Source organism: Acidobacteriota bacterium, assembly GCA_020853395.1.
GTDB lineage: Bacteria > Acidobacteriota > Vicinamibacteria > Vicinamibacterales > SCN-69-37 > JADYYY01.
The window spans coordinates 255,889-275,071 of record JADYYY010000002.1; the positions used below are offsets into that span (position 1 = coordinate 255,889).

Here is a 19,183-nt window from a genome sequence, read left to right on the forward strand (position 1 = left end):
ATGCCTGCGTGATCGTCGAACGCCCAGCGCTCGAACGGAGAGTGGCGACGTCGCTCGACGCCGACCGCATCCCGGTGCTGCTCGGCGGCTGCGGCAGCGGCCGCACGTCGCTGCTGCTTCGGCTCGAGCACGAGCTCGGCGCGGCCCGCAGCCAGTACTTCGACATCGCCGCGGCCGCCACGACGCCCGAGCGCGCGCTGCGCGCCGTCAGCGCGTCGGTCCGCTGGCGCCGCGCGGGGAGCGCGGCCGGCGATCCGGCGAGCTCGGCGCGCGCCGCGTTCGACGGGCTCCTCGCGCTCTTCGACGAGGCCGCCCGCAATCACGGGCCGCTCACGTTCCTGTTCGACGAGTTCCTCGACGTCCGCACGTTCGAGAGCTTCCCGGGGCTGCGGCACGTGCAGCGCGAATGGGTCGATCGGCTCGCCCGCAGTCCCGCGCGCTTCGTGCTCTCGTCGCGTTTCACCGCGCGCGTGCATCGGCTGCTGCGCGACGCGCCCGCCCGGTTCGAGGTGATCCACCTGCCGCCGCTCGGCGTGGAAGAAGTCGAGGCGCTGGCCGAGCGGGTCGACGCCGGCCGCCGCGGCTGGGCGGCCGACGTCGCCCCGGCCGTGACCGCGCTCGCCACCGGCCGGGCTGGCGCCGTCATGATTCTGCTCAACTGGCTGGCCTCGGCCGGCAGCGCCACGGATCCAGTGGCCGGCGTGGCTGCGCTCCTCGCTCCCGACGGCCAGCTCACCGCGCGCTGCCGCGAGTCCTACGAGTTCCGGCTCCAGCGGGCGCGCGGCTACGGCGCCCTCAAGGCCATCCTCGGCATCCTCGCCGAGACCGAACCGCTCAACCTGACGGAGATCTCGCAGTACTTGCAGCGCACGCCCGGCTCGACCAAGGACTACCTTTCCTGGCTCGAAGACGTGGATCTCATCACGTCGCAAGGCAAACGCTACTCGTTCGAAGACCCGCTGCTGCGGTTGTACGTCCGGCTCTACGGCCGGCCTGTGCCTCCCACCGATGACGACATCGTGCGCGAAGTGGGCGCCTACGCGCGCGCCCTCCTGCCACAGCCGCGCGTACCGCAGCCCGCCGTCGTGATCGCTGGACCGGCCCAGGAATCGCCCCGCTCCGGGATCATCGAGATCGACTGATCCCGGACGCTGTCCGGGCACGACGGGTCAGGTCGACGCCGCGCCGGGCGAGCCGCCCGTGAGCGCCGCCAACGCTTCGCGCGCGGCCGCCTGCTCGGCGTCTTTCTTGGATCGACCCGTCGCGCGGCCGGCAACAGTGCTGCCCACGAGGACCTCGATGGCGAACTGCTTGCGGTGATCGGGCCCCTCGGCCGCGACCAGCCGGTACTGCGGCAACCCGCGGCCGTGCGCCTGCAGCCACTCCTGCAGCGCCGACTTCCAGTCCTCGGTGAACGCCGCGTCGGCCGCTTGTTCGCCGCCAGCCGCGATGAGCGGCGCGAAGAGCGACGCGATGAACGCACGAGCCGCCTCGATGCCGCCGTCGAGATAGACGGCGGCGATCAGTGCCTCGAACGCGTCGGCGAGAATCGCCAGCTTCTTGCGCCCGCCCGTCTTCTCCTCGCCCCGCCCGAGCAGGACGTACCGGCCCAGGTCGATCTGCAGGGCGAGCCGCGCGAGCGACGCAGACGAGACGATCCCCGCCTTGACCTTGGACTTGTAGCCTTCGCTGTGGGTGGGAAACCGCGCGAAGAGCATGTCGGCGATCGCGAAGCCGAGCACGGCGTCGCCGAGGAATTCGAGCGACTCGTTGTCGATGACGCCCCCCGACGCATCCTCGTGCGCGCGCGATCGATGCGTGAGCGCGTGCTCCAGCAGTCCCAGATCGCGAAACCGGTACCCGATGCGAGCTTCGAGCGGCCCGAGCGTCTCGCTGAGGCGACGCACCTCGGCGGCCGCGGCCTCGTCGAGGTGGGCGGCGATCAGGTCGCGGGCCCGGCCGGCAGCCGGTGCCGCGACACACACGCGGAACTGCGCATGACCGACGTTCAGCGGGAACACGGACGGCGACAGCGCCGACAGCACCGCGGATTCGATGCCGTGCGACGTCAGCAAGCCGCGAACGACCTCGGTCTCGATCGACGACACGCTGCGGAAGACCTCGATCGGCGGCGCCGCGTCCGAGTGCCGCTCAGCCATGGGCCTCCCCGTCAGGCTCGATCCTGAGCACGACGAGGGTCATGTCGTCGTGCGGCTCGGCCTCGCCCACGAACGCTTTCACGTCGCGCACGACGCGCTCGCGGATCGCCGCGGCGTCGAGCGCGGCATGGGCGCGCACGACCCTCGCGAGTGCCTCGTCGCCGAACATCTCGCCGTCCTGGTCCATCGCCTCAGTGACGCCATCCGTGAAGAGCACGATGAGATCTCCCGGCCGGATCGGCCGCGTGTGCTCGTCGAGCACCTGCGCGAAGCGCGCCTCGGCGCCGGGCAGCCGCAGCCCGAGCACCATGCCGTCCGGGGCGATGACCGTCGGCTCGCCCCCTGTGACGACGATCAGCGGCGTGTGCCCCGCCCGCGCAGCGGTCAGGGTCCGCGCCTCGAGATCCAGCACCAGGTAGGTCATCGTGATGAAGCTGCGATTGTCCAAGTGCTCCGCGAGCAGGCGATTCAGCTCGATCAGCAGCCGCCGCGGCGACCGGACGGTCTCGCTCAGGGCGAGCACGAGCCCCTTCAGCTCGGCCATGTAGAGCGCGGCGGACGTCCCCTTGCCCGACACGTCGGCCATCAGCACGGCGAGCTGCCGCGGCCCGAGCTGGAAGAAATCGTAGTAGTCGCCGCCGACTTCCCGCGCCGGCTCGCAGAAGTCCGCGACCTCGACACCCGCCATTTGAGGCGGCCGCACCGGCAAGAGCGACTTCTGAATGTCGCGCGCGATCCGCAGCTCGTCGTCGAGCCGCTGCTTCTCGCGCTGGACGTGCAGCAGGAACTCGATGCTGCTGCTCATCCGGTTGAACGAGTCGGCCAGGTCGCCGAGCTGGTCGCGCGATTCGATCCGGATCCGATGGGCGAAGTCCCCCTGCTGCACCCGCTCCGTGCCGAGGAACAGCTCGTGAACCGCCGACGTGATCGAGCGCGCCAGCATGCCGCCCATGAACGCCGCCGAGCCCTGGATGAGGAGGAACAGCACCCCGAGCGCGATCAGCAGGTTCACGAAGATCGACCACCAGCTCAAGCCGACGGCCGCCTGGATATTGGTCGCCTCGATCGACGCCATGCGATCCGCCAACCGGCCGATCGGGGCGACGACGTTGATCGAGAGCGTGCCGGTGGCGCCGTCCGCCCACCGGGTGCAATCCAGGATGGCGACGGTCTCGCGAAACAGCGACCACGCGCTGCCCGTCGCCGCCGCGCCATCCGGAGGCGCCGGTGCGCCGCAGTCGGGCGCGCTGATGCCTCCAATCGTCGTGCCGGTGCGCTCTTCGAGCTTCGCGAGCACGTCGTCGTCAATCGGAAGATCGACGACGACGAACGTCCGCATGTCGGGCGCCGGGGAAACGGCCCGCACGACGATTCGCGGCTGCGATGGTGACACCGGCATCGGCGTGACGAGGCGGCCCACGAAATCGTGCCGCTTGATCACCCACGCGGGCACGATCGCCGGCGGCGCCGCGTGCTGCCACCGCCCTGCCGAGAGCGGCGTGCCATTCGCCCGCCCAACGACGGCGAGCGACACCTGCGGGTAGCGCGTGACGATCGCGCCATGCGCGGCGTCGATCACCGCCTGGGACGCGCCGGGCGTGCGGCCGATCTCGATGGCCGCGCTCTCCGCGATCTGCTGCACTTCGGCGGTGAGGTCGCGAAGCCCGTCGCCGAACACGTACGACGTGACGGTGATGTACAGCAGCATGCTGCCCGTCAGCGCGAACGCGAGCACGAGCACCAGCGGAACGACCCCGATGAAGATGTAGGAGAGAATCAGCTTGCGCCGGACCCGCCACAGCAGCGCGCGCCGATAGCGCGTTGCGCCGAGCACGACGAGCACACCGCCCGCACCGATCGCCGTCAGCGAGACGACACGGCGCAGCAGCTCGAGAAAGGCCGGAAGGATGACGAGCTGGCGCGCGACGGTCAGGATCAGCAGCACGACGACCGACAGCACGAGCAGCCGGCCGGGCAGCGAGTGCAGCAGCGCGAGCGAGTAGTGCGACCGCGTGGGCAACGCGGCGGTCGGGCTATCGGGCGCTTCCTCCGTGTCCCGGGGCATGTAGCTGAAGCGCGCGAGCAGCCGTCTCACTGGAATTCGACTGGAGCCGGCGCAATCATAGCAGAGTCATCCGAGGCCGATCCGACATGAAACTCCCGCCTTCAGCCAGGTTCTCCACGCGGTGCATTCACGCCGGTCAGGAGCCCGACGCGTCCACCGGCGCGATCATCACGCCGATTTTCCAGACGTCGACCTACGTGCAGGAGGCGTTGGGACGGCACAAGGGATTCGAGTACGCCCGGACGCAGAACCCGACGCGCGCTGCGCTGGAGGCGAACCTCGCCTCGCTCGAGGGGGGCGTGGCCGGCTTCGCGTTCGCCTCCGGCATGGCCGCGATCGACGCCGTGTTCTCGCAACTGGCGACCGGCGACCACGCGATCGTCACCCGGAACGTGTACGGCGGTACGTTCCGTCTGTTCGAGCGCGTGCTTCGGCGCACGGGACTCAGCTTCTCCTACGTCGACACCGCCGATCTCGATGCGACGCATCGGGCGTTCACCCCCACGACGCGGATCTTGTTCGTCGAGAGCCCGACCAATCCCGTGCTGCGGTTGACGGACCTCGCCGCCGTCGCCACGCTGGCGCACGCACGCGGAGCGCGCCTGGTCGTCGACAACACGTTCGCCAGCCCGGCGTTGCAGCGTCCTCTCGAGCTCGGCGCGGATCTCGTGCTGCACAGCACGACGAAGTACTTGAACGGCCATAGCGATTCGATCGGCGGCGCCGTCATCGCGGCGCGCGAAGACGACGTGGAGTGGCTGCGCTTCATTCAGAACGCTGCCGGCGCGATCCTGAGCCCGTTCGACGCCTGGCTCGTGCTTCGCGGGACCAAAACACTGGCGTTGCGGATGGCACAGCACTCGGAGAACGGCCTCGCCGTCGCCGAACACCTCAGCCGGCATCCGAGGGTCCGGCGGGTCCACTATCCGGGTCTGGCGAGCCATCCACAGCACGATCTGGCTCGACGTCAGATGCCGAACGGCTGGAGCGGCATGCTCTCGTTCGAGCTCGGGTCGTTCGAGGACGCGAGAGCGGCCCTCGACCGATTCCGCCTGTTCGCGCTGGCCGAGAGCCTGGGCGGGGTCGAGAGCCTTGCCGGTCATCCGGCGTCGATGACGCACGCGTCCGTCCCGCCCGACGAGCGGGCCGCGATCGGCATCTCGGATGCGCTGATCCGTTTGTCAGTCGGCGTCGAGGACATCGACGATCTCATCGCCGATCTGGATTGGGCACTTGGCTGACGCGCCAGTCTCGGGTCGCCGCGGTTCCTGGAGCAGCCCGCGTCTCACGATTCCGCCTTCGGCCCGACGTTCTGGCCGACCCATTTCAGGTACTCCTCGCTGCCGTCCACGACCGGGACGACCAGGAACTCGGGCACGTCGTACGGATGGCGATCGTTGAGCAGCTCCCAGAGCGCATCGACCTGATCCGACGTCGTTTTGATCAGCAACTGCTGCTCATCGTCGGCTTGCGGGACGCCTTTCCACGTGTAGATCGATCGGATGGCCGGCAGGATGTTCACGCACGCCGCAAGCCCGCTGCCGACGATGTCCTGGGCGAGCTGGGAGGCATCGAAGTCCTTCGGCACCGTGGTGAGGGCCAGTACGAAGTCGCTCATGGACGTATTTTCCTCTTATCCACGCCCCGAAAACCTGCTACAAAGATCTGCGCATCATGGCGTCACCCGACGAAGCCGCTGCCGTGCCCCGCGTGAACGATCGCGCGGCTGCGCGGCGGCATCTGCGCCGTCAACTCGTCCGGGATCGGTGGCGGCGCTACCTCAGCGCCGGCCTCGCGGTCGCGCTCTGCACGCTGCTCGTGAACGCCATCGTGGGCGACAACGGCTACCTGGCGGCCGTGCGGCTCAGGGCGGAGGAGGCCGAGCTGGCGGCTGCCGTCGCGGGGCTGCGGCGGGAAAATCACCGGCTTCAGGCCGACGCGCAGCGGCTCAGAACCGATCCCGCTGCGCTCGAAGAGACCGCGCGTGCCGAGCTCGGCCTGCTGCGCCCCGGTGAAACGTTGGTCGTCATCCGCGACGCCGCACCCGCGGACACCGCCGGCACCGGCCGCTAGCCCTCGGATCACATTCTTTGTCCACGCTCATCGACCTGTTCCTCCATCTCGACGAACACCTGCTGGAGTTCGTGGGCACGTACGGAGCCTGGGTGTACGGCCTCCTCTTCGCGATCATCTTCGCGGAGACGGGCCTGGTCGTCACGCCGTTCCTCCCCGGCGATTCGCTGCTGTTCGCCTGCGGCGCGCTCGGGCAGGTCGGCGTGCTGAACCTGCCGCTGACGGCGGGCCTGCTGTTTGCCGCGGCCGTCGCGGGTGACGCGGTGAACTACGCCGTCGGCCGCCGGGCGGGACCGCGCGTGTTCAGCGCGCACGACACGGACAGCCGTCTCCACCGGCTGCTCAACCGCGAGCACCTCACGAAAGCCCATGCGTTCTTCGAACGCTACGGCGGCAAGGCCGTCGTGCTCGGCCGCTTCGTGCCAATCGTGCGGACGTTCGTGCCGTTCGTCGCCGGCGCCGCCAGCATGACGCCCTCGGCGTTCGTCTTCTACAACGTCACGGGTGCCGCGCTGTGGGTGGGCCTCTGCGTGGGCGCCGGTGTGCTGTTCGGCAACATTCCCGTGGTCCGGGACAACTTCTCGCTCGTCACGATCGGCATCGTCTTCGTCTCGGTGCTCCCGATCGCGATCGAGATCATCCGCAACCGGCGCCGATCGAATCCGACGGCGGCGTAGCCGGCCGAGCGCGTCATCGCCGGAAGTGGCCGGTGCAGCCGCCGATCGGCGATACTGGCTCGACGGTTCGCGCCCCATGCTCACGAGAAAATCCAAGTACGGCATCAAGGCGGTGCTCGCGCTCGCCGAACGGCAAGGCGGCCAACCGGTGCTCATCGCCGACGTCGCGGCGAAGCACCGGATTCCGATGAAGTTCCTGCAGGCGATTCTGCTCGACCTGAAGCGCCACGGCATCCTGCAGAGCAAGAAGGGCAAGGGGGGCGGCTACTTCCTGCGCCGCGATCCTCACGACATCACGGTCGGCGAGGTGATCCGCGTGCTGGACGGCCCGCTCGCCCTCGTCCCCTGCGTCAGCCAAACGGCCTACCACCGCTGCGAGGAGTGCGTGGACGAAGCCACGTGCCGCGTGCGCTGGATCATGCGCGAAGTGCGAGACGCCACGGCCGGCATTCTCGACCGCACGTCGCTGGCGGAGCTGAACGCGCGCGGCCGTGCGACGCCGCGGCGCCGCACGGCGGCCCGCGGTCGAGCCGGCAATAGTCTATTGACACGATAGACTTTGACGTCTATTCTCGTTCCGTGACCTGCTCGCTGCTCCCGGTCTACTGTTGCTGTGCCACGCCGGCGGCCCCCCGCTGCGCGTGTACCACGCCGACGGCTGGCCGATGAGCGCGCACCGCACGTAGCACCCTCCGCGCCTCACGCCCAGCTGCTTCGGCTTCGCGCCCCGCACGACCGTGCGGATTCTCGAGAGGACTGCGTGTACAGAGCACAGAATAGGGACATTTCAGCGTCGTTGCGCCGCCGCGCGCCGGCGGCCATCGTCGCGATCGCCGTGTGTGTACCGGCGTGCCTCTCCGCGCAGGCGGCCGGCCCTTCGCCCGCCGCGGCCGGCTGGCAGAGCGGCGTCGTCGTGCAGTCGACGGACGGCGACAACCGGCTGACCCTCGGCGGCATCCTGCAGGTCGACGGCAGATTCGTCGACGAAAGCTCGACGACCGCCGTCGATACGTTCGCCATTCGGAAGGCCAGGCTCGTCATGGGCGGCCGCGTGGCGAAGTACTTCGAGTTCCGGATCGTGCCCGACTTCGGCAATGGGCAGGCGACGTTGGCGGACGCCTACTTCGACTTTCTCATCTCGCCGGCGCTCAGAATCCGCGCCGGCAAGGACAAGTCGCCCGTCGGCTACGAGTTGCTGATCAGCGACGCGGCGGTGCTCTTCCTCGATCGGTCGTTGTCATCCGGTCTCGTGCCGAATCGCGATGTCGGCATCCAGGCGCAGGGAGACCTCGCCGGCGGCACGGTGGCGTACGCGGCCGGCGTTCTCAACGGCGTGCCGGATGGCACGAGCTCGACGACCGATACCGACACCAACGGCGGCAAAGACCTCGCGGCACGCGTGGCCGTGCGGCCGTTTCGGTCCTTGCCGGCGTGGGGCGGCGCCCTTCGCGGCCTAGGATTCCACCTGGGAGGCTCGACCGGTGAACAGGCTGGGGCGCTGCCGGCGTACCGCACGTCCGGGGGCCAGACCTACTTCGCCTACGCCCCGGCTGGCAGCAGCAGCCCGGCTGTCGTCGCAAGCGGACGGCGCTCGCGCACTGCTCCCGCCGTCTTCTACTACTACAAATCGTTCGGCGCCTTCGCGGAATACGTCCGAACGACACAGCCTGTCGCTCGAGCCCAATCCGTCGTCGACGCCACGAACCACGGATGGGACGTCACGGCGTCGTACCTGCTCACCGGCGAAGCCGCAACGGCCGGGCTCCCCGCGCCTGCGACGCCATTCGATCCCTCGAAGGGGTCATGGGGAGCGCTGCAGATCGTGGCGCGTTGCGCGGCGCTCACGATCGATCCTGCGATCTTCGAGGCCGGGCTCGCGGCGACCGGTGCCAGCCGTCGCGCGCAGCAGTTCACGATCGGCCTCAACTGGTATCCCACAGCGGCCGTGAAGTACTACCTGGACTACGAGCGAACGTCGTTCGACACGCCCGCTCCGGGCGCTCGCCCGACCGAGCACGTGATCTCGTTTCGACTTCAACTGGCCATCTAGCCGACACGAGTCAATGGCAGAACGACACGCGATGGTGATCTCCACAGTGACACGGCTCATGATGCTGACCCTTGCCGGGGTCCTGACGGCCGCCCTCGCGGGCGCGCAGTCGCTGCTGAACGTCTCGTACGACCCGACGCGGGAGCTGTACGCGCAGATCAACGCTGCCTTCAGCCGCTACTGGGAGGGCAAGACCCGGCAGAAGATCACGGTGCAGCAGTCGCACGGGGGCTCGGGGGCGCAGGCGCGCGCGGTGGCCGACGGCCTCGATGCCGACGTCGTCACGCTCGCCCTCGCGTACGACATCGACGCGATCCAGCGGGCCGGCCTCATCAACAGCGCCGCCTGGCAGACGCGCCTGCCGCTCAACAGCGCACCCTACACCTCGACCATCGTGTTCGTCGTCCGCAAGGGCAACCCGAAAGGCATCAAGGACTGGAACGACCTGGTGAAGCCGGGCGTCAGCGTCATCACGCCGAATCCGAAGACCTCCGGCGGCGCGCGCTGGAACTACCTGGCGGCCTGGGAATACGCGAAGCGTCAGCCTGGCGGAAACGACACGAAGGCCCGCGAGTTCGTCGCGGCCCTGTACCGCAACGTGCCGGTGCTCGACTCCGGCGCGCGCGGCGCCACCACGACCTTCATCCAACGGAAGATCGGCGACGTGCTGCTGGCCTGGGAAAACGAAGCCTTTCTGGCGCTCGACGAAGCCAAGGGCCAGGTCGAGATCGTTGCGCCGTCGATCAGCATCCTCGCCGAGCCACCGGTCGCCATCGTCGACAAGGTCGTCGACAAGAAGGGCACGCGCGCGGTCGCGCAGGCGTACCTCGACTTCCTCTACACGCCGGAAGCCCAGGAGATCATCGCGAAGCACCACTACCGGCCGCGCAACGCCGAGGTCGTGAAGAAATACCTCTCGACCTTCGCGCCCATCACGCTCTTCACCATCGACGAAGCGTTCGGCGGCTGGCAACAGGCGCAGAAGACGCACTTCGCCGACCGCGGCACGTTCGATCAGATTTACCAGCCGGGCCGTCGTTGACCGTGCCGACTCGCCACACCGTCATCCCGGGTTTCGGCCTGACGATGGGCTTCACCCTGTTCTATTTGGGGCTCATCGTGCTGATCCCGCTCTCGATGCTGCCGCTCCGCAGCGCCTCGATGGGCTGGGCGGCATTTCGCGAAGCGGTGACCGATCCGCGCGTCGTGGCGTCGTATCGGCTCAGCCTCGTGGCGTCGCTCACCGCCGCGGCCGTCAACGCGGTCTTCGGCGCACTCGTCGCCTGGGTGCTGGTCCGCTATCGGTTTCCCGGCCAGCGCATCGTCGACGCGCTGATCGACTTGCCCTTCGCCCTGCCGACCGCGGTCGCCGGCATCACGCTGACCGGCCTGTACGCGCCGAGCGGCTGGCTGGGCCGGCCTCTCGAGGCCTATGGCATCAAGGTGGCGTTCACGCCGCTCGGCATCACGATCGCGCTCGTGTTCATCGGCCTGCCATTCGTCGTTCGCACGCTGCAGCCGGTCATCGAGGACCTCGACGTCGCGGTGGAGGAAGCGGCCACGAGCCTTGGCGCGAACCGTCTGACGGTTCTGACCAAGGTCATCCTGCCCTACCTCGTGCCCGCGTGGCTGACCGGCTTCGCCCTTGCGTTCGCGCGGGCCATCGGCGAGTACGGGTCGGTCGTGTTCATCTCCGGCAACATGCCGATGCAGACCGAGATCTCGCCGCTCATCATCATCACCAAGCTCGAGCAGTTCGACTACGCGGGCGCCACGGCGGTCGCCGTGATCATGCTCTCGATCTCGTTCCTGCTGCTGCTCCTGATCAATGCGATCCAGCATTGGAGCAGCCGGCGCCTGGCGCACTGACCTCCATGGCGGGCCACGTCCACGCGCACACGTCGAAGCTGCCACCGCCGGCGCGGCAGCTCACCGAGCCGGCCGGCCTGCGGCGGCTGCTCATCGGGATCGTGCTCGTGTTCCTCACGCTGTTCCTGGCCCTGCCGCTGGCAAGCGTCTTCACGGAGGCGTTCGCGAATGGATGGGACGCCTACGTGGCGGCAATCACGAATCCCGACGCGCTGGCCGCGCTGCGATTGACACTGGTCGCTGCCGCGATCGCCGTGCCGGCCAACCTGCTGTTCGGCCTCGCCGCCGGATGGGCCATCGCGAAGTTCCGGTTTCCCGGCCGGAACCTCCTGATCACGCTGATCGATCTGCCCTTCGCGGTCTCGCCCGTGATCTCCGGCATGGTGTTCGTGCTGCTCGTCGGCCGGCAGGGGCTTCTCGGTCCGTGGCTGTTCGAGCACGATGTGAAGATCGTCTTCGCGGTGCCGGGGATCGTGCTGGCCACGGTCTTCGTCTCCTTCCCCTTCGTCGCCCGCGAGATCATTCCGGTGATGGAGGCGACGGGCACCGAGGAAGAAGAGGCGGCGCGCGTGCTCGGCGCCGGCGGATTCCAAACCTTCTGGCGCGTGACGCTGCCCAACATCAAGTGGGGACTGCTCTACGGCGTGATCCTCTGCAACGCCCGCGCGATGGGCGAATTCGGCGCCGTCTCCGTCGTGTCGGGCAAGATCCGCGGCCTGACGAACACGCTGCCGCTGCACGTGGAAGTGCTCTACAACGAATACAACATCCAAGCGGCGTTCGCGGTGGCCTCGCTCCTGACCTTGCTCGCGCTGGTGACGCTCGTGGCCAAGGTCCTCGTTGAACGCCAACTCGAGCGCGCGCTGTCGTCGCAGGACGACACGACCCTCCGGAAGCCGTAATGGGGATCGAGGTCAGGAACGTGACGAAGACGTTCGGCGCCTTCCGGTCGCTCGACGACGTGAGCTTCCGCGTCGCGTCGGGCGAATTGGTGGCGCTGCTCGGTCCTTCGGGGTCCGGCAAGACCACCTTGCTGCGCATCATCGCCGGGTTGGAACGCGCCGATCGGGGCACCGTCCTGCTCGAGGAGGAGGACGCGACGCACCGCACGGCCGGCGACCGCGGCGTCGGATTCGTCTTCCAGCACTACGCGCTCTTCCGGCACATGACCGTCTTCGAGAACGTCGCGTTCGGCCTTCGCGTGCGGCCGCGATCCACACGCCCGTCCGAGGACGTCATCCGCCGGAAGGTGCAGGAACTGCTCGAGCTCGTGCAGCTCGACTACCTCGACAGCCGCTATCCCCGCCAACTGTCTGGCGGGCAGCGGCAGCGGGTCGCGCTCGCGCGGGCGCTCGCGATCGAGCCGAAGGTCCTGCTGCTCGACGAGCCATTCGGCGCCCTCGACGCGAAGGTGCGCCTCGAGCTGCGGCGCTGGCTCCGCCGCCTTCACGAGGAGATCCACCTCACCAGCGTGTTCGTCACGCACGATCAGGAGGAAGCCCTCGAGCTCGCCGACCGCATCGTCGTGATGAACGAAGGGCGGATTGAACAGGAGGGGCGTCCCGAAGACGTCTTCGAGCATCCTGCCACGCCGTTCGTGATGAACTTCCTCGGCAGCGTCAACATCTTCCATGGCCGGGTCGAGAGCGGGCAGGCGCTGCTCGGGCCGATCGCGCTCGACTACCCGGATCACGCCGACGCCACGGCCCGGCCGGCCGCGGGCTACGCCCGCCCGCACGAGCTCGACCTGAGCCGCAGCGACGATGGCGGCGGCCTGTGGGCCACCGTAACCGCCCTGCACACCACGGGCGGCGTCGTCAAACTCGAGCTGTCGACCGACGATGCCCAGGTGATTCAGGTGCACGTCGGCCGAGACGTCTTCCAGGCGCTCGCGCCCGCGATTGGCGAGCGGCTGTACGTCACGCCCCGCAAGCTGCGCGTGTTCCTGTCGGCACACTGATGCGCCCCTTCACCTTCTGCCCGCCGTGTCGTCGCGCGTGGACCGCGTGTCGGTCTTCGTGTAAGCCGCCGGCGGCTGAGAGGTGAGCGCGTAGTTTCCCAGCAGGCTCCTTCCCTCCTCCTCGGCCGTCCGGCTACGCCGCTGTCGTGTGCCGGGCGCCTCGTGCGCCCTCGTGCGGCCGTCATGTCGGCGGCCGTTCACGGGGTCCAGTCGGACCCGCAGGAGAAGAGATGTCGACGACGATCGTGAAGTTCCCGGCGGCGCTGTTGCTCGCGCTGCTGCCCGCGCTCGGGTTCGCCCAGGCGCAACCCCCTTCCCCCACCGGTGCCGTGACGGGCCGCGTGCGTGACTCGCTCGGCGGCGCGATTCCCGGCGCCGTCATCCGCGTCGTGAACGAATCGACGAACACGGCCGTTCAAGCCGTCAGCAGCGACCAGGGCACTTATGAAGTCACCGGGCTGGCACCTGGTGCCTACCGGCTCGAGGCGAATCTGGACGGCTTCGAAACGGCCACGGGACGGTTCACCATCCTGGCCGGCCAGACCGCCACACTCGACGTGATTCTGCTGCCGTCCCGCATTTCGCAGACCGTCGTGGTCACGGCGCGCCGCACCGAGGAGGCCGTCCAGGAAGTGCCGATCCCGGTGTCGGTCGTCGGCGGCGATCTCGTCGCGGACGCGGGCGCGTTCAACGTCAACCGCCTGAAAGAGATCGTGCCGACCGTGCAGTTCTACTCGACGAACCCAAGGAACTCGGCGATCAACATCCGCGGGCTCGGCGCGCCGTTCGGCCTGACGAACGACGGGCTGGAACCTGGTGTCGGTCTGTACATCGACGGCGTCTTCTATGCACGGCCCGCCGCCGCGACGCTCGACTTCCTCGACGTCGAGCGCATCGAGGTGCTCCGCGGCCCCCAGGGCACGCTGTTCGGCAAGAACACGACGGCTGGCGCCATCAACGTCACGACGCGCAAGCCGAGCTTCACGCCGCAAGGGGACTTCGAGCTGAACTACGGCACGTATGGGTACGTCCAGGCGAAAGCCTCGATCACCGGCCCGATCACGAAGAAGATCGCCGGCCGGCTGTCGTTCTCAGGAACGCAGCGCGACGGCCTCATCTTCAACGTCGCGAAGCAGGACGACGTGAACGATCTGAACAACCTCGGCGTCCGAGGCCAGATGCTGGCCACCGTTTCCGACGGCCTGATCCTCACGGTGGCGGCCGACAATACGCGTCAGCGCCCTGAAGGCTACACGCAGGTGGTGGCGGGCGTCGCGCCGACGCTCCGGGCCGCCAACCGACAGTGGAACGCCATCGCGTCGGACCTCCGGTACACGCCGCCGAGCTACAACGCGTTCGACCGGGTGACCGACATCGACACGCCGCTGCGGTCGAGTCAGGACATGGGCGGCGCCTCGGCCAACGCCGACTGGAAGGTCGGTCGCGGTCTCGTGACGGCGACCGTCGCGTGGCGCTACTGGAACTGGGATCCGTCCAACGACCGCGACTTCATCGGCCTGGCCGTGACGCCGGTTTCGGCCGCGCCGTCGAAACAGGACCAGTGGACGCAGGAAGTTCGATACGCCGGCGACATCTCGCCGCGTCTCAACGTGGTCTTCGGCGTGTTCAACTTCCGGCAGGGCATCAACTCCAATCCCTCGTTCCGGCAGGAGCAGGGTGCGGCAGCATGGCGGTTTCTGCTGACGCCGAATGCCGCCGCCGCGACGCCCGGCCTGCTCGACGGCTACGGCTACGACCAGTTCGTGGACTTCTCGACCGTCAGTTCGGCTGCGTTCGGCCAGCTCGAATGGCACGTCACCGACCGGCTGCGCATCCTGCCAGGGTTGCGCTTCAACCACGACAAGAAGCAGGTGGACTTCGACCAGCAGATCTACGGCGGCCTGCAGACGACGAACGCCGCGCTCATCGCGCTGCAGCGCTCGGTGCTGGCGCCGCAGACGTATGCCGCCAACGTGGCCAAGAACGACGTGTCGGGCCAGTTCACCGTGGCGTACAAGGCGAGCGAGCGCGCGCACGCTTTCGCCACCTACGCGAAGAGCTTCAAGTCGGTGGGCCTGAACCTCAACGGCGTTCCGACCGACGCCAACAACGACCCGGTCCTGTCGGCCGCGACGGTGAAGCCCGAGAACGTGCACCATCTCGAGGCGGGTGTGAAGACCGAGCCGCTGCCAGGCGTGACGTTCAACGTCACAGCGTTCGACACGACGATCCGCGACTTCCAGGCACAGGTCGTCAACGCGAACGTCGGCGTGCTGCGAGGTTATCTCGCCAACGCCGAGAAGGTCCGGGTGCGCGGCGTCGAATTCGACGGCAACGCGCAGATTGGCCGCCACGTCTCCCTCTATGGCGCCGGCGCCTACACGGACGGCAAGTACGTGTCGTTCACCGACGCCCCGCCCCCGCTCGAGGACACCGGCGGCCCGCAGGTCAAGGACATCTCCGGATCGCTCCTCCCCGGAATCTCGAAGTGGGCGCTCTCGCTCGGCGGCGAAGTGTCGGCTCCCGGCACGTTTTTCGGCAGCACGGGCGTGTTCTTCGCAGCCGCCGACGCCAGCTATCGATCCTCCTTCTCGTCGAGCCCGAGCGCGTCGAAGTACCTCGTGATCGACGGTTACTCGCTGCTCAACACGCGGGTCGGCTTCCGCTGGTCGGATGGATGGCAGATCTTCGTGTGGGCGCGCAACGTGCTCGACAAGGACTACTTCGAGCTGCTGACGGCGGCACCGGGCAACTCCGGTCTCTTCGTCGGTCAGCCGGGGGATCCACGCACCGCAGGGATCGCGCTGCGCGTGACGATCGGCACGGCGAGGAACTAGACGCGACAGACAGAGCCGGTCCGGGCGTTCGGCGCCCGGACCGGCACGATTGCACGGCGCTCGCGGTACGATACGACGTGCGACCGGTCACGGCATTCGACATCGTCGGCGACGTTCACGGCTGCGCCGACGAACTGCACACCCTCTTGCTGCAACTCGGCTACGCCAAGAGCGATGACGACGGCACGTGGCAGGCGCCGTCGAGCCGGCAGCTCGTCTTCATCGGCGATCTCGCCGATCGCGGTCCCAAGAACGTCCTCGCGCTCACGATCGCGATGGACATGGTGGAGGACGGCGCCGCGCTCTGGGTACCGGGTAATCACGATGTCCAGCTCCAACGTTGGCTCGAAGGCGCCGACGTGCCGCTGCTGTACGGCCTGGACGTGACGGTTCAGGAGCTCGCCCGTGTCACCGAGGGTTTCCGCGACCGCGTCCGCGGCACGCTTCAGGCGCTGCCCAGCCACTACGTGCTCGACAACGGCCGGCTGGTCGTCGCGCACACGGGCCTGCCGGAGGCGCTGCACGGTGTGGAATCGGCGGAGGTCCGCTACCTCGCTGCCTACGGCTTTCTGCCTGGGGCCGCCGATCCGCCGTCGGACTGGACGGCTCGCCACGCGTGGGTCGCGAGCTATGCCGGAGAAGCGGCCGTCGTGTACGGCCACACGCCGCAGCCGCGAGCCGCCTGGGTTCGGAACACGATCGACATCGACACCGGCTGCGTGTACGGCGGCCGGCTCACCGCGCTGCGATGGCCGGAGCGGGAGATCGTGGAGGTGCCGGCGCAGCGCGCGTACGCGGGGCCGGCAGTCAAGAAACGACCGCCAGCCGCGTCAACCGGTGACGACCCGACCTGATGTATCGCGCGCGAGCCGCCTCGCGACGCCCCGTCACTCTCCGAGATACGCCGCGCGCACACGGGGATTGTCGGCCACCTCGGCGGCCGAGCCTTCGAGGATGATCGCGCCGGTTTCGAGCACGTAGCTGCGGTCGGAGTGCTTGAGGGCGGCTCGCGCGTTCTGCTCGACCAGCAGGACCGTGACGCCGGCCGCTTTGATCTCGTCGATCGTCGCGAAGATGGTCTGGCACACGATGGGCGCCAGGCCGAGCGATGGCTCATCGAGCAGCAGGAGCTTCGGCCGCGACATCAGCGCCCGTGCCATGGCGAGCATCTGCTGCTCGCCGCCCGAGAGCGTGCCGGCCCGCTGCTTCTGCCGTTCGCGCAGGCGCGGGAAGAGCGTGAACGCGTGCTCGATGTCGGCTGTGATCCGGGCGCGATCGCGGACGAGATAGGCGCCCATCTCGAGGTTCTCGAGCACGGTGAGGTTGGCGAACACGCCCCGGCCTTCTGGCGACATCGACACGCCGCGGGAGACGAGCGCGTGCGCCGGCACGCCGGTCACGTCGTCGCCATCGACGAGAATGCGCCCCTGCCGGGCCGGCACCAGCCCGGTGATGGCCCGCAGCGTCGTCGTCTTCCCCGCCCCGTTCGCGCCGATGAGCGTGACGACCTCGCCGGGATGGACGACGAGCGACACGTCCCGGAGGGCGTGGATGCCGCCGTAGAACACATCCACGTGCTCGAGCGCGAGAATGGCCGAGCGCGAGCGTTCAGCCACCGCCAAGGTACGCCTCGATGACGTCGGGATTCCGCTGGATCTCCTCGGGTGTGCCGATCGCGATCGCCTCGCCGTGGTCGATCACCTGAACGGTCTCGCAGATTCCCATGACGACCTTCATGTTGTGCTCGACGAGCACGATCGTGAGCTGCCACCGATCGCGCAGCCACCGGATGAGATCCATGAGCTCGCGAGCTTCCTGCGGGTTCATTCCCGCGGCCGGCTCGTCGAGCAGCAGCACGCGCGGCTCGGTCGCGAGCGCCCGGGCGATCTCGAGCCGGCGCTGGCTGCCGTACGGCAGGCTCGTCGCCACCTCGTCGGCGACGCCGTCGAGGTGGAAGATCTCCAGCAGCTCCAGGGCCTTGGCCCGCGCGTCCATTTCCTCCGCGTGATGCCGTCGCGTGCCCAGGACGGCGTCGAGCATTGTCTGGCGGCCGCGCAGGTGGCGCGCGGCCATGACGTTCTCGATGACGCTCATGTCGGGGAACAGGCGGATGTTCTGAAACGTCCGCGCCATGCCGAGCCGTGCGATCTCGTACGGTTTGCGTCCTGCCACCCGGCGTCCATCGAGGAGAATCTCGCCGTCGGTCGGCACGTACACGCCGGTCAGCAGGTTGAACACCGTCGTCTTGCCGGCGCCGTTGGGACCGATCAAGCCGTACAACGCGCCCGGCGGGACCGCCATCGACAGGTCCTTGACGGCGGTCAGGCCGCCGAACCGCTTCGTCACGCGGTCCATCGTGAGCACGGGGGCGTCGACGCGGCTCATTGGTTGTCGGACTCCCCGAGCGTCGAGCGTCGATCGACAGGCCGGTTGCCGGTGTGGCTGCGGTGATCGCTGACGTCCGACAGCACCGTCGGGATCCGCGTGCGCGTGGGCCGCTGAATCCAGCTCCAACCGAACTCGCGGCGGCCCATGATCCCCTGTGGCCGGAAGATCATGAGAAGGATCAACAGCAGCGCGTAGACGACCATGCGCAATCCAGGAAACTGCTGGTCGACGCCGCGCAGCGCCTCGGGCAGGATCGTGAGCAGCGTTGCGCCCAGGACGGCGCCCGAGGTCGAGCCGACGCCGCCGAGCACGATCATCACGACGATCTCGATCGAGCGGACGAAGTTCAGGTTCTGCGGGTTCAGCGGATTCGCGAACAACTGGCCCGACAGCCCGCCGGCCACGCCGGCCAGCGCCGCGCTGATCGCGAAGGCGAGCACCTTGTACCTCGTCGTGCTGATGCCCATCGCTTCTGCGGCGATCTCGTCCCCGCGAATCGTCGACAACGCCCGCCCGAAGCTCGATCCCGCGATGTTGACTACGATGACGACGGTCAGAACGGCCACGCCGAAGATCCAGAAGAAGTTCGTGATGGGAATCGCGTCCGTGAAGCCGGTCGCGCCGCCGACGGCCGGCACGTTGAGGATGATCACGCGGATGATCTCGCCGAACCCCAGCGTGACGATGGCGAGGTAGTCGCCCTTGAGCCGCAGGGACGGAATCCCCACGCCGAAGCCGGCCAAGGCCGCCGCGATCGCTCCCACCGACAAGCTGATCAACATCACGACCGAGCCGCCGATCGGGTCCACGACCCTGCTGCCGAGCAGGCCGGCGATCGGTGCGCCGTGGTAGACGGTCACGTACGTCGCGGTGTAGCCGCCGACCGCCATGAACCCGGCGTGCCCGATCGAGAACTGTCCGGCCAGGCCGTTGATCAGGTTGAGGCTGACGGCGAGCGTGATGTTGATCCCGATCAGGCTCAGAATCCTGGCGTAGTACGGGTTGATGCGGAAGTCGCCGGCGCCGTGCTCGAAGAGCTGGTTGAGAGCGATCAGCGCCGCGATCGTCACGGCGCCTAGCGTGAGCTTCCGCAGCAGGCTCATGC

Annotated in this window: 18 protein-coding genes; 12 read left to right on the top strand and 6 right to left on the bottom strand. The window is 68.5% G+C overall.

Translation table 11 applies throughout. The features are described 5' to 3' along the window. Positions 1-8 precede the first annotated feature (8 nt). Entirely contained in the window at positions 9-1,142 is a 1,134-nt protein-coding gene (locus IT184_01700; GenBank protein ID MCC7007507.1) for a hypothetical protein, read from the top strand. 27 nt (positions 1,143-1,169) lie between these two features. Here the strand turns inward: IT184_01700 and rnc are convergent, their stop codons facing one another. Next, on the bottom strand, positions 1,170-2,159 hold the full coding sequence (gene rnc, locus IT184_01705; protein ID MCC7007508.1) for a ribonuclease III: 990 nt from the start codon (positions 2,157-2,159) through the stop codon (positions 1,170-1,172). Beyond that, entirely contained in the window at positions 2,152-4,254 is a 2,103-nt protein-coding gene (locus IT184_01710) for a SpoIIE family protein phosphatase (protein ID MCC7007509.1), read from the bottom strand. The genes rnc and IT184_01710 overlap by 8 nt, the downstream gene beginning before the upstream one ends. A gap of 56 nt (positions 4,255-4,310) precedes the next feature. Here IT184_01710 and IT184_01715 point away from each other — a divergent pair, with 56 nt between their 5' ends. Further along, entirely contained in the window at positions 4,311-5,465 is a 1,155-nt protein-coding gene (locus tag IT184_01715) for a PLP-dependent transferase (GenBank protein MCC7007510.1), read from the top strand. A 44-nt stretch (positions 5,466-5,509) separates the two neighbouring features. On the opposite strand, the gene IT184_01720 is transcribed toward IT184_01715, so the two are convergent. Then, entirely contained in the window at positions 5,510-5,842 is a 333-nt protein-coding gene (locus tag IT184_01720; GenBank protein ID MCC7007511.1) for a divalent-cation tolerance protein CutA, read from the bottom strand. Between the two features lie 56 nt (positions 5,843-5,898). Here IT184_01720 and IT184_01725 point away from each other — a divergent pair, with 56 nt between their 5' ends. The 10 genes from IT184_01725 to IT184_01770 all read left to right on the top strand — a co-directional run bounded on the left by IT184_01725 (position 5,899) and on the right by IT184_01770 (position 16,544). Then, positions 5,899-6,297, top strand: a complete 399-nt coding sequence (locus tag IT184_01725) for a septum formation initiator family protein (protein ID MCC7007512.1) — start codon at positions 5,899-5,901, stop codon at positions 6,295-6,297. 17 nt (positions 6,298-6,314) lie between these two features. Next, positions 6,315-6,974 carry a DedA family protein gene (locus IT184_01730; GenBank protein MCC7007513.1) on the top strand — a complete coding sequence of 220 codons (660 nt, stop codon included), beginning with the start codon at positions 6,315-6,317 and terminating at the stop codon, positions 6,972-6,974. A gap of 76 nt (positions 6,975-7,050) precedes the next feature. Then, positions 7,051-7,530, top strand: coding sequence for an Rrf2 family transcriptional regulator (locus IT184_01735; GenBank protein ID MCC7007514.1), 480 nt, complete (start codon positions 7,051-7,053; stop codon positions 7,528-7,530). Between the two features lie 240 nt (positions 7,531-7,770). Further along, on the top strand, positions 7,771-9,024 hold the full coding sequence (locus IT184_01740) for a hypothetical protein (protein ID MCC7007515.1): 1,254 nt from the start codon (positions 7,771-7,773) through the stop codon (positions 9,022-9,024). A 31-nt stretch (positions 9,025-9,055) separates the two neighbouring features. Beyond that, the gene (locus IT184_01745) at positions 9,056-10,066 is read left to right on the top strand and encodes a sulfate ABC transporter substrate-binding protein (GenBank protein MCC7007516.1); all 1,011 of its coding nucleotides are present in this window, start codon (positions 9,056-9,058) and stop codon (positions 10,064-10,066) included. A 44-nt stretch (positions 10,067-10,110) separates the two neighbouring features. After that, positions 10,111-10,893 carry a sulfate ABC transporter permease subunit CysT gene (gene cysT, locus IT184_01750; GenBank protein MCC7007517.1) on the top strand — a complete coding sequence of 261 codons (783 nt, stop codon included), beginning with the start codon at positions 10,111-10,113 and terminating at the stop codon, positions 10,891-10,893. A gap of 5 nt (positions 10,894-10,898) precedes the next feature. Next, on the top strand, positions 10,899-11,795 hold the full coding sequence (gene cysW / locus IT184_01755) for a sulfate ABC transporter permease subunit CysW (protein ID MCC7007518.1): 897 nt from the start codon (positions 10,899-10,901) through the stop codon (positions 11,793-11,795). Beyond that, positions 11,795-12,853, top strand: a complete 1,059-nt coding sequence (locus IT184_01760; protein MCC7007519.1) for a sulfate ABC transporter ATP-binding protein — start codon at positions 11,795-11,797, stop codon at positions 12,851-12,853. The genes cysW and IT184_01760 overlap by 1 nt, the downstream gene beginning before the upstream one ends. A gap of 230 nt (positions 12,854-13,083) precedes the next feature. After that, positions 13,084-15,690, top strand: coding sequence for a TonB-dependent receptor (locus IT184_01765; GenBank protein MCC7007520.1), 2,607 nt, complete (start codon positions 13,084-13,086; stop codon positions 15,688-15,690). A 77-nt stretch (positions 15,691-15,767) separates the two neighbouring features. Next, positions 15,768-16,544 (top strand): metallophosphoesterase, encoded by a 777-nt coding sequence (locus IT184_01770; protein ID MCC7007521.1) that lies wholly within the window; start codon positions 15,768-15,770, stop codon positions 16,542-16,544. 33 nt (positions 16,545-16,577) lie between these two features. Here the strand turns inward: IT184_01770 and IT184_01775 are convergent, their stop codons facing one another. Genes IT184_01775 through IT184_01785 form a run of 3 tightly spaced genes read right to left on the bottom strand, consistent with a single transcriptional unit; the run spans position 16,578 to position 19,181 of the window. Continuing rightward, positions 16,578-17,282, bottom strand: coding sequence for an ABC transporter ATP-binding protein (locus tag IT184_01775; GenBank protein MCC7007522.1), 705 nt, complete (start codon positions 17,280-17,282; stop codon positions 16,578-16,580). 16 nt (positions 17,283-17,298) lie between these two features. Continuing rightward, a complete protein-coding gene (locus tag IT184_01780) occupies positions 17,299-18,075 on the bottom strand; it encodes an ABC transporter ATP-binding protein (GenBank protein MCC7007523.1) in 777 nt (258 codons plus the stop codon). Further along, positions 18,072-19,181, bottom strand: a complete 1,110-nt coding sequence (locus IT184_01785; protein ID MCC7007524.1) for a branched-chain amino acid ABC transporter permease — start codon at positions 19,179-19,181, stop codon at positions 18,072-18,074. Before IT184_01785 ends, IT184_01780 begins: the two co-directional genes overlap by 4 nt. Positions 19,182-19,183: the final 2 nt, after the last annotated feature.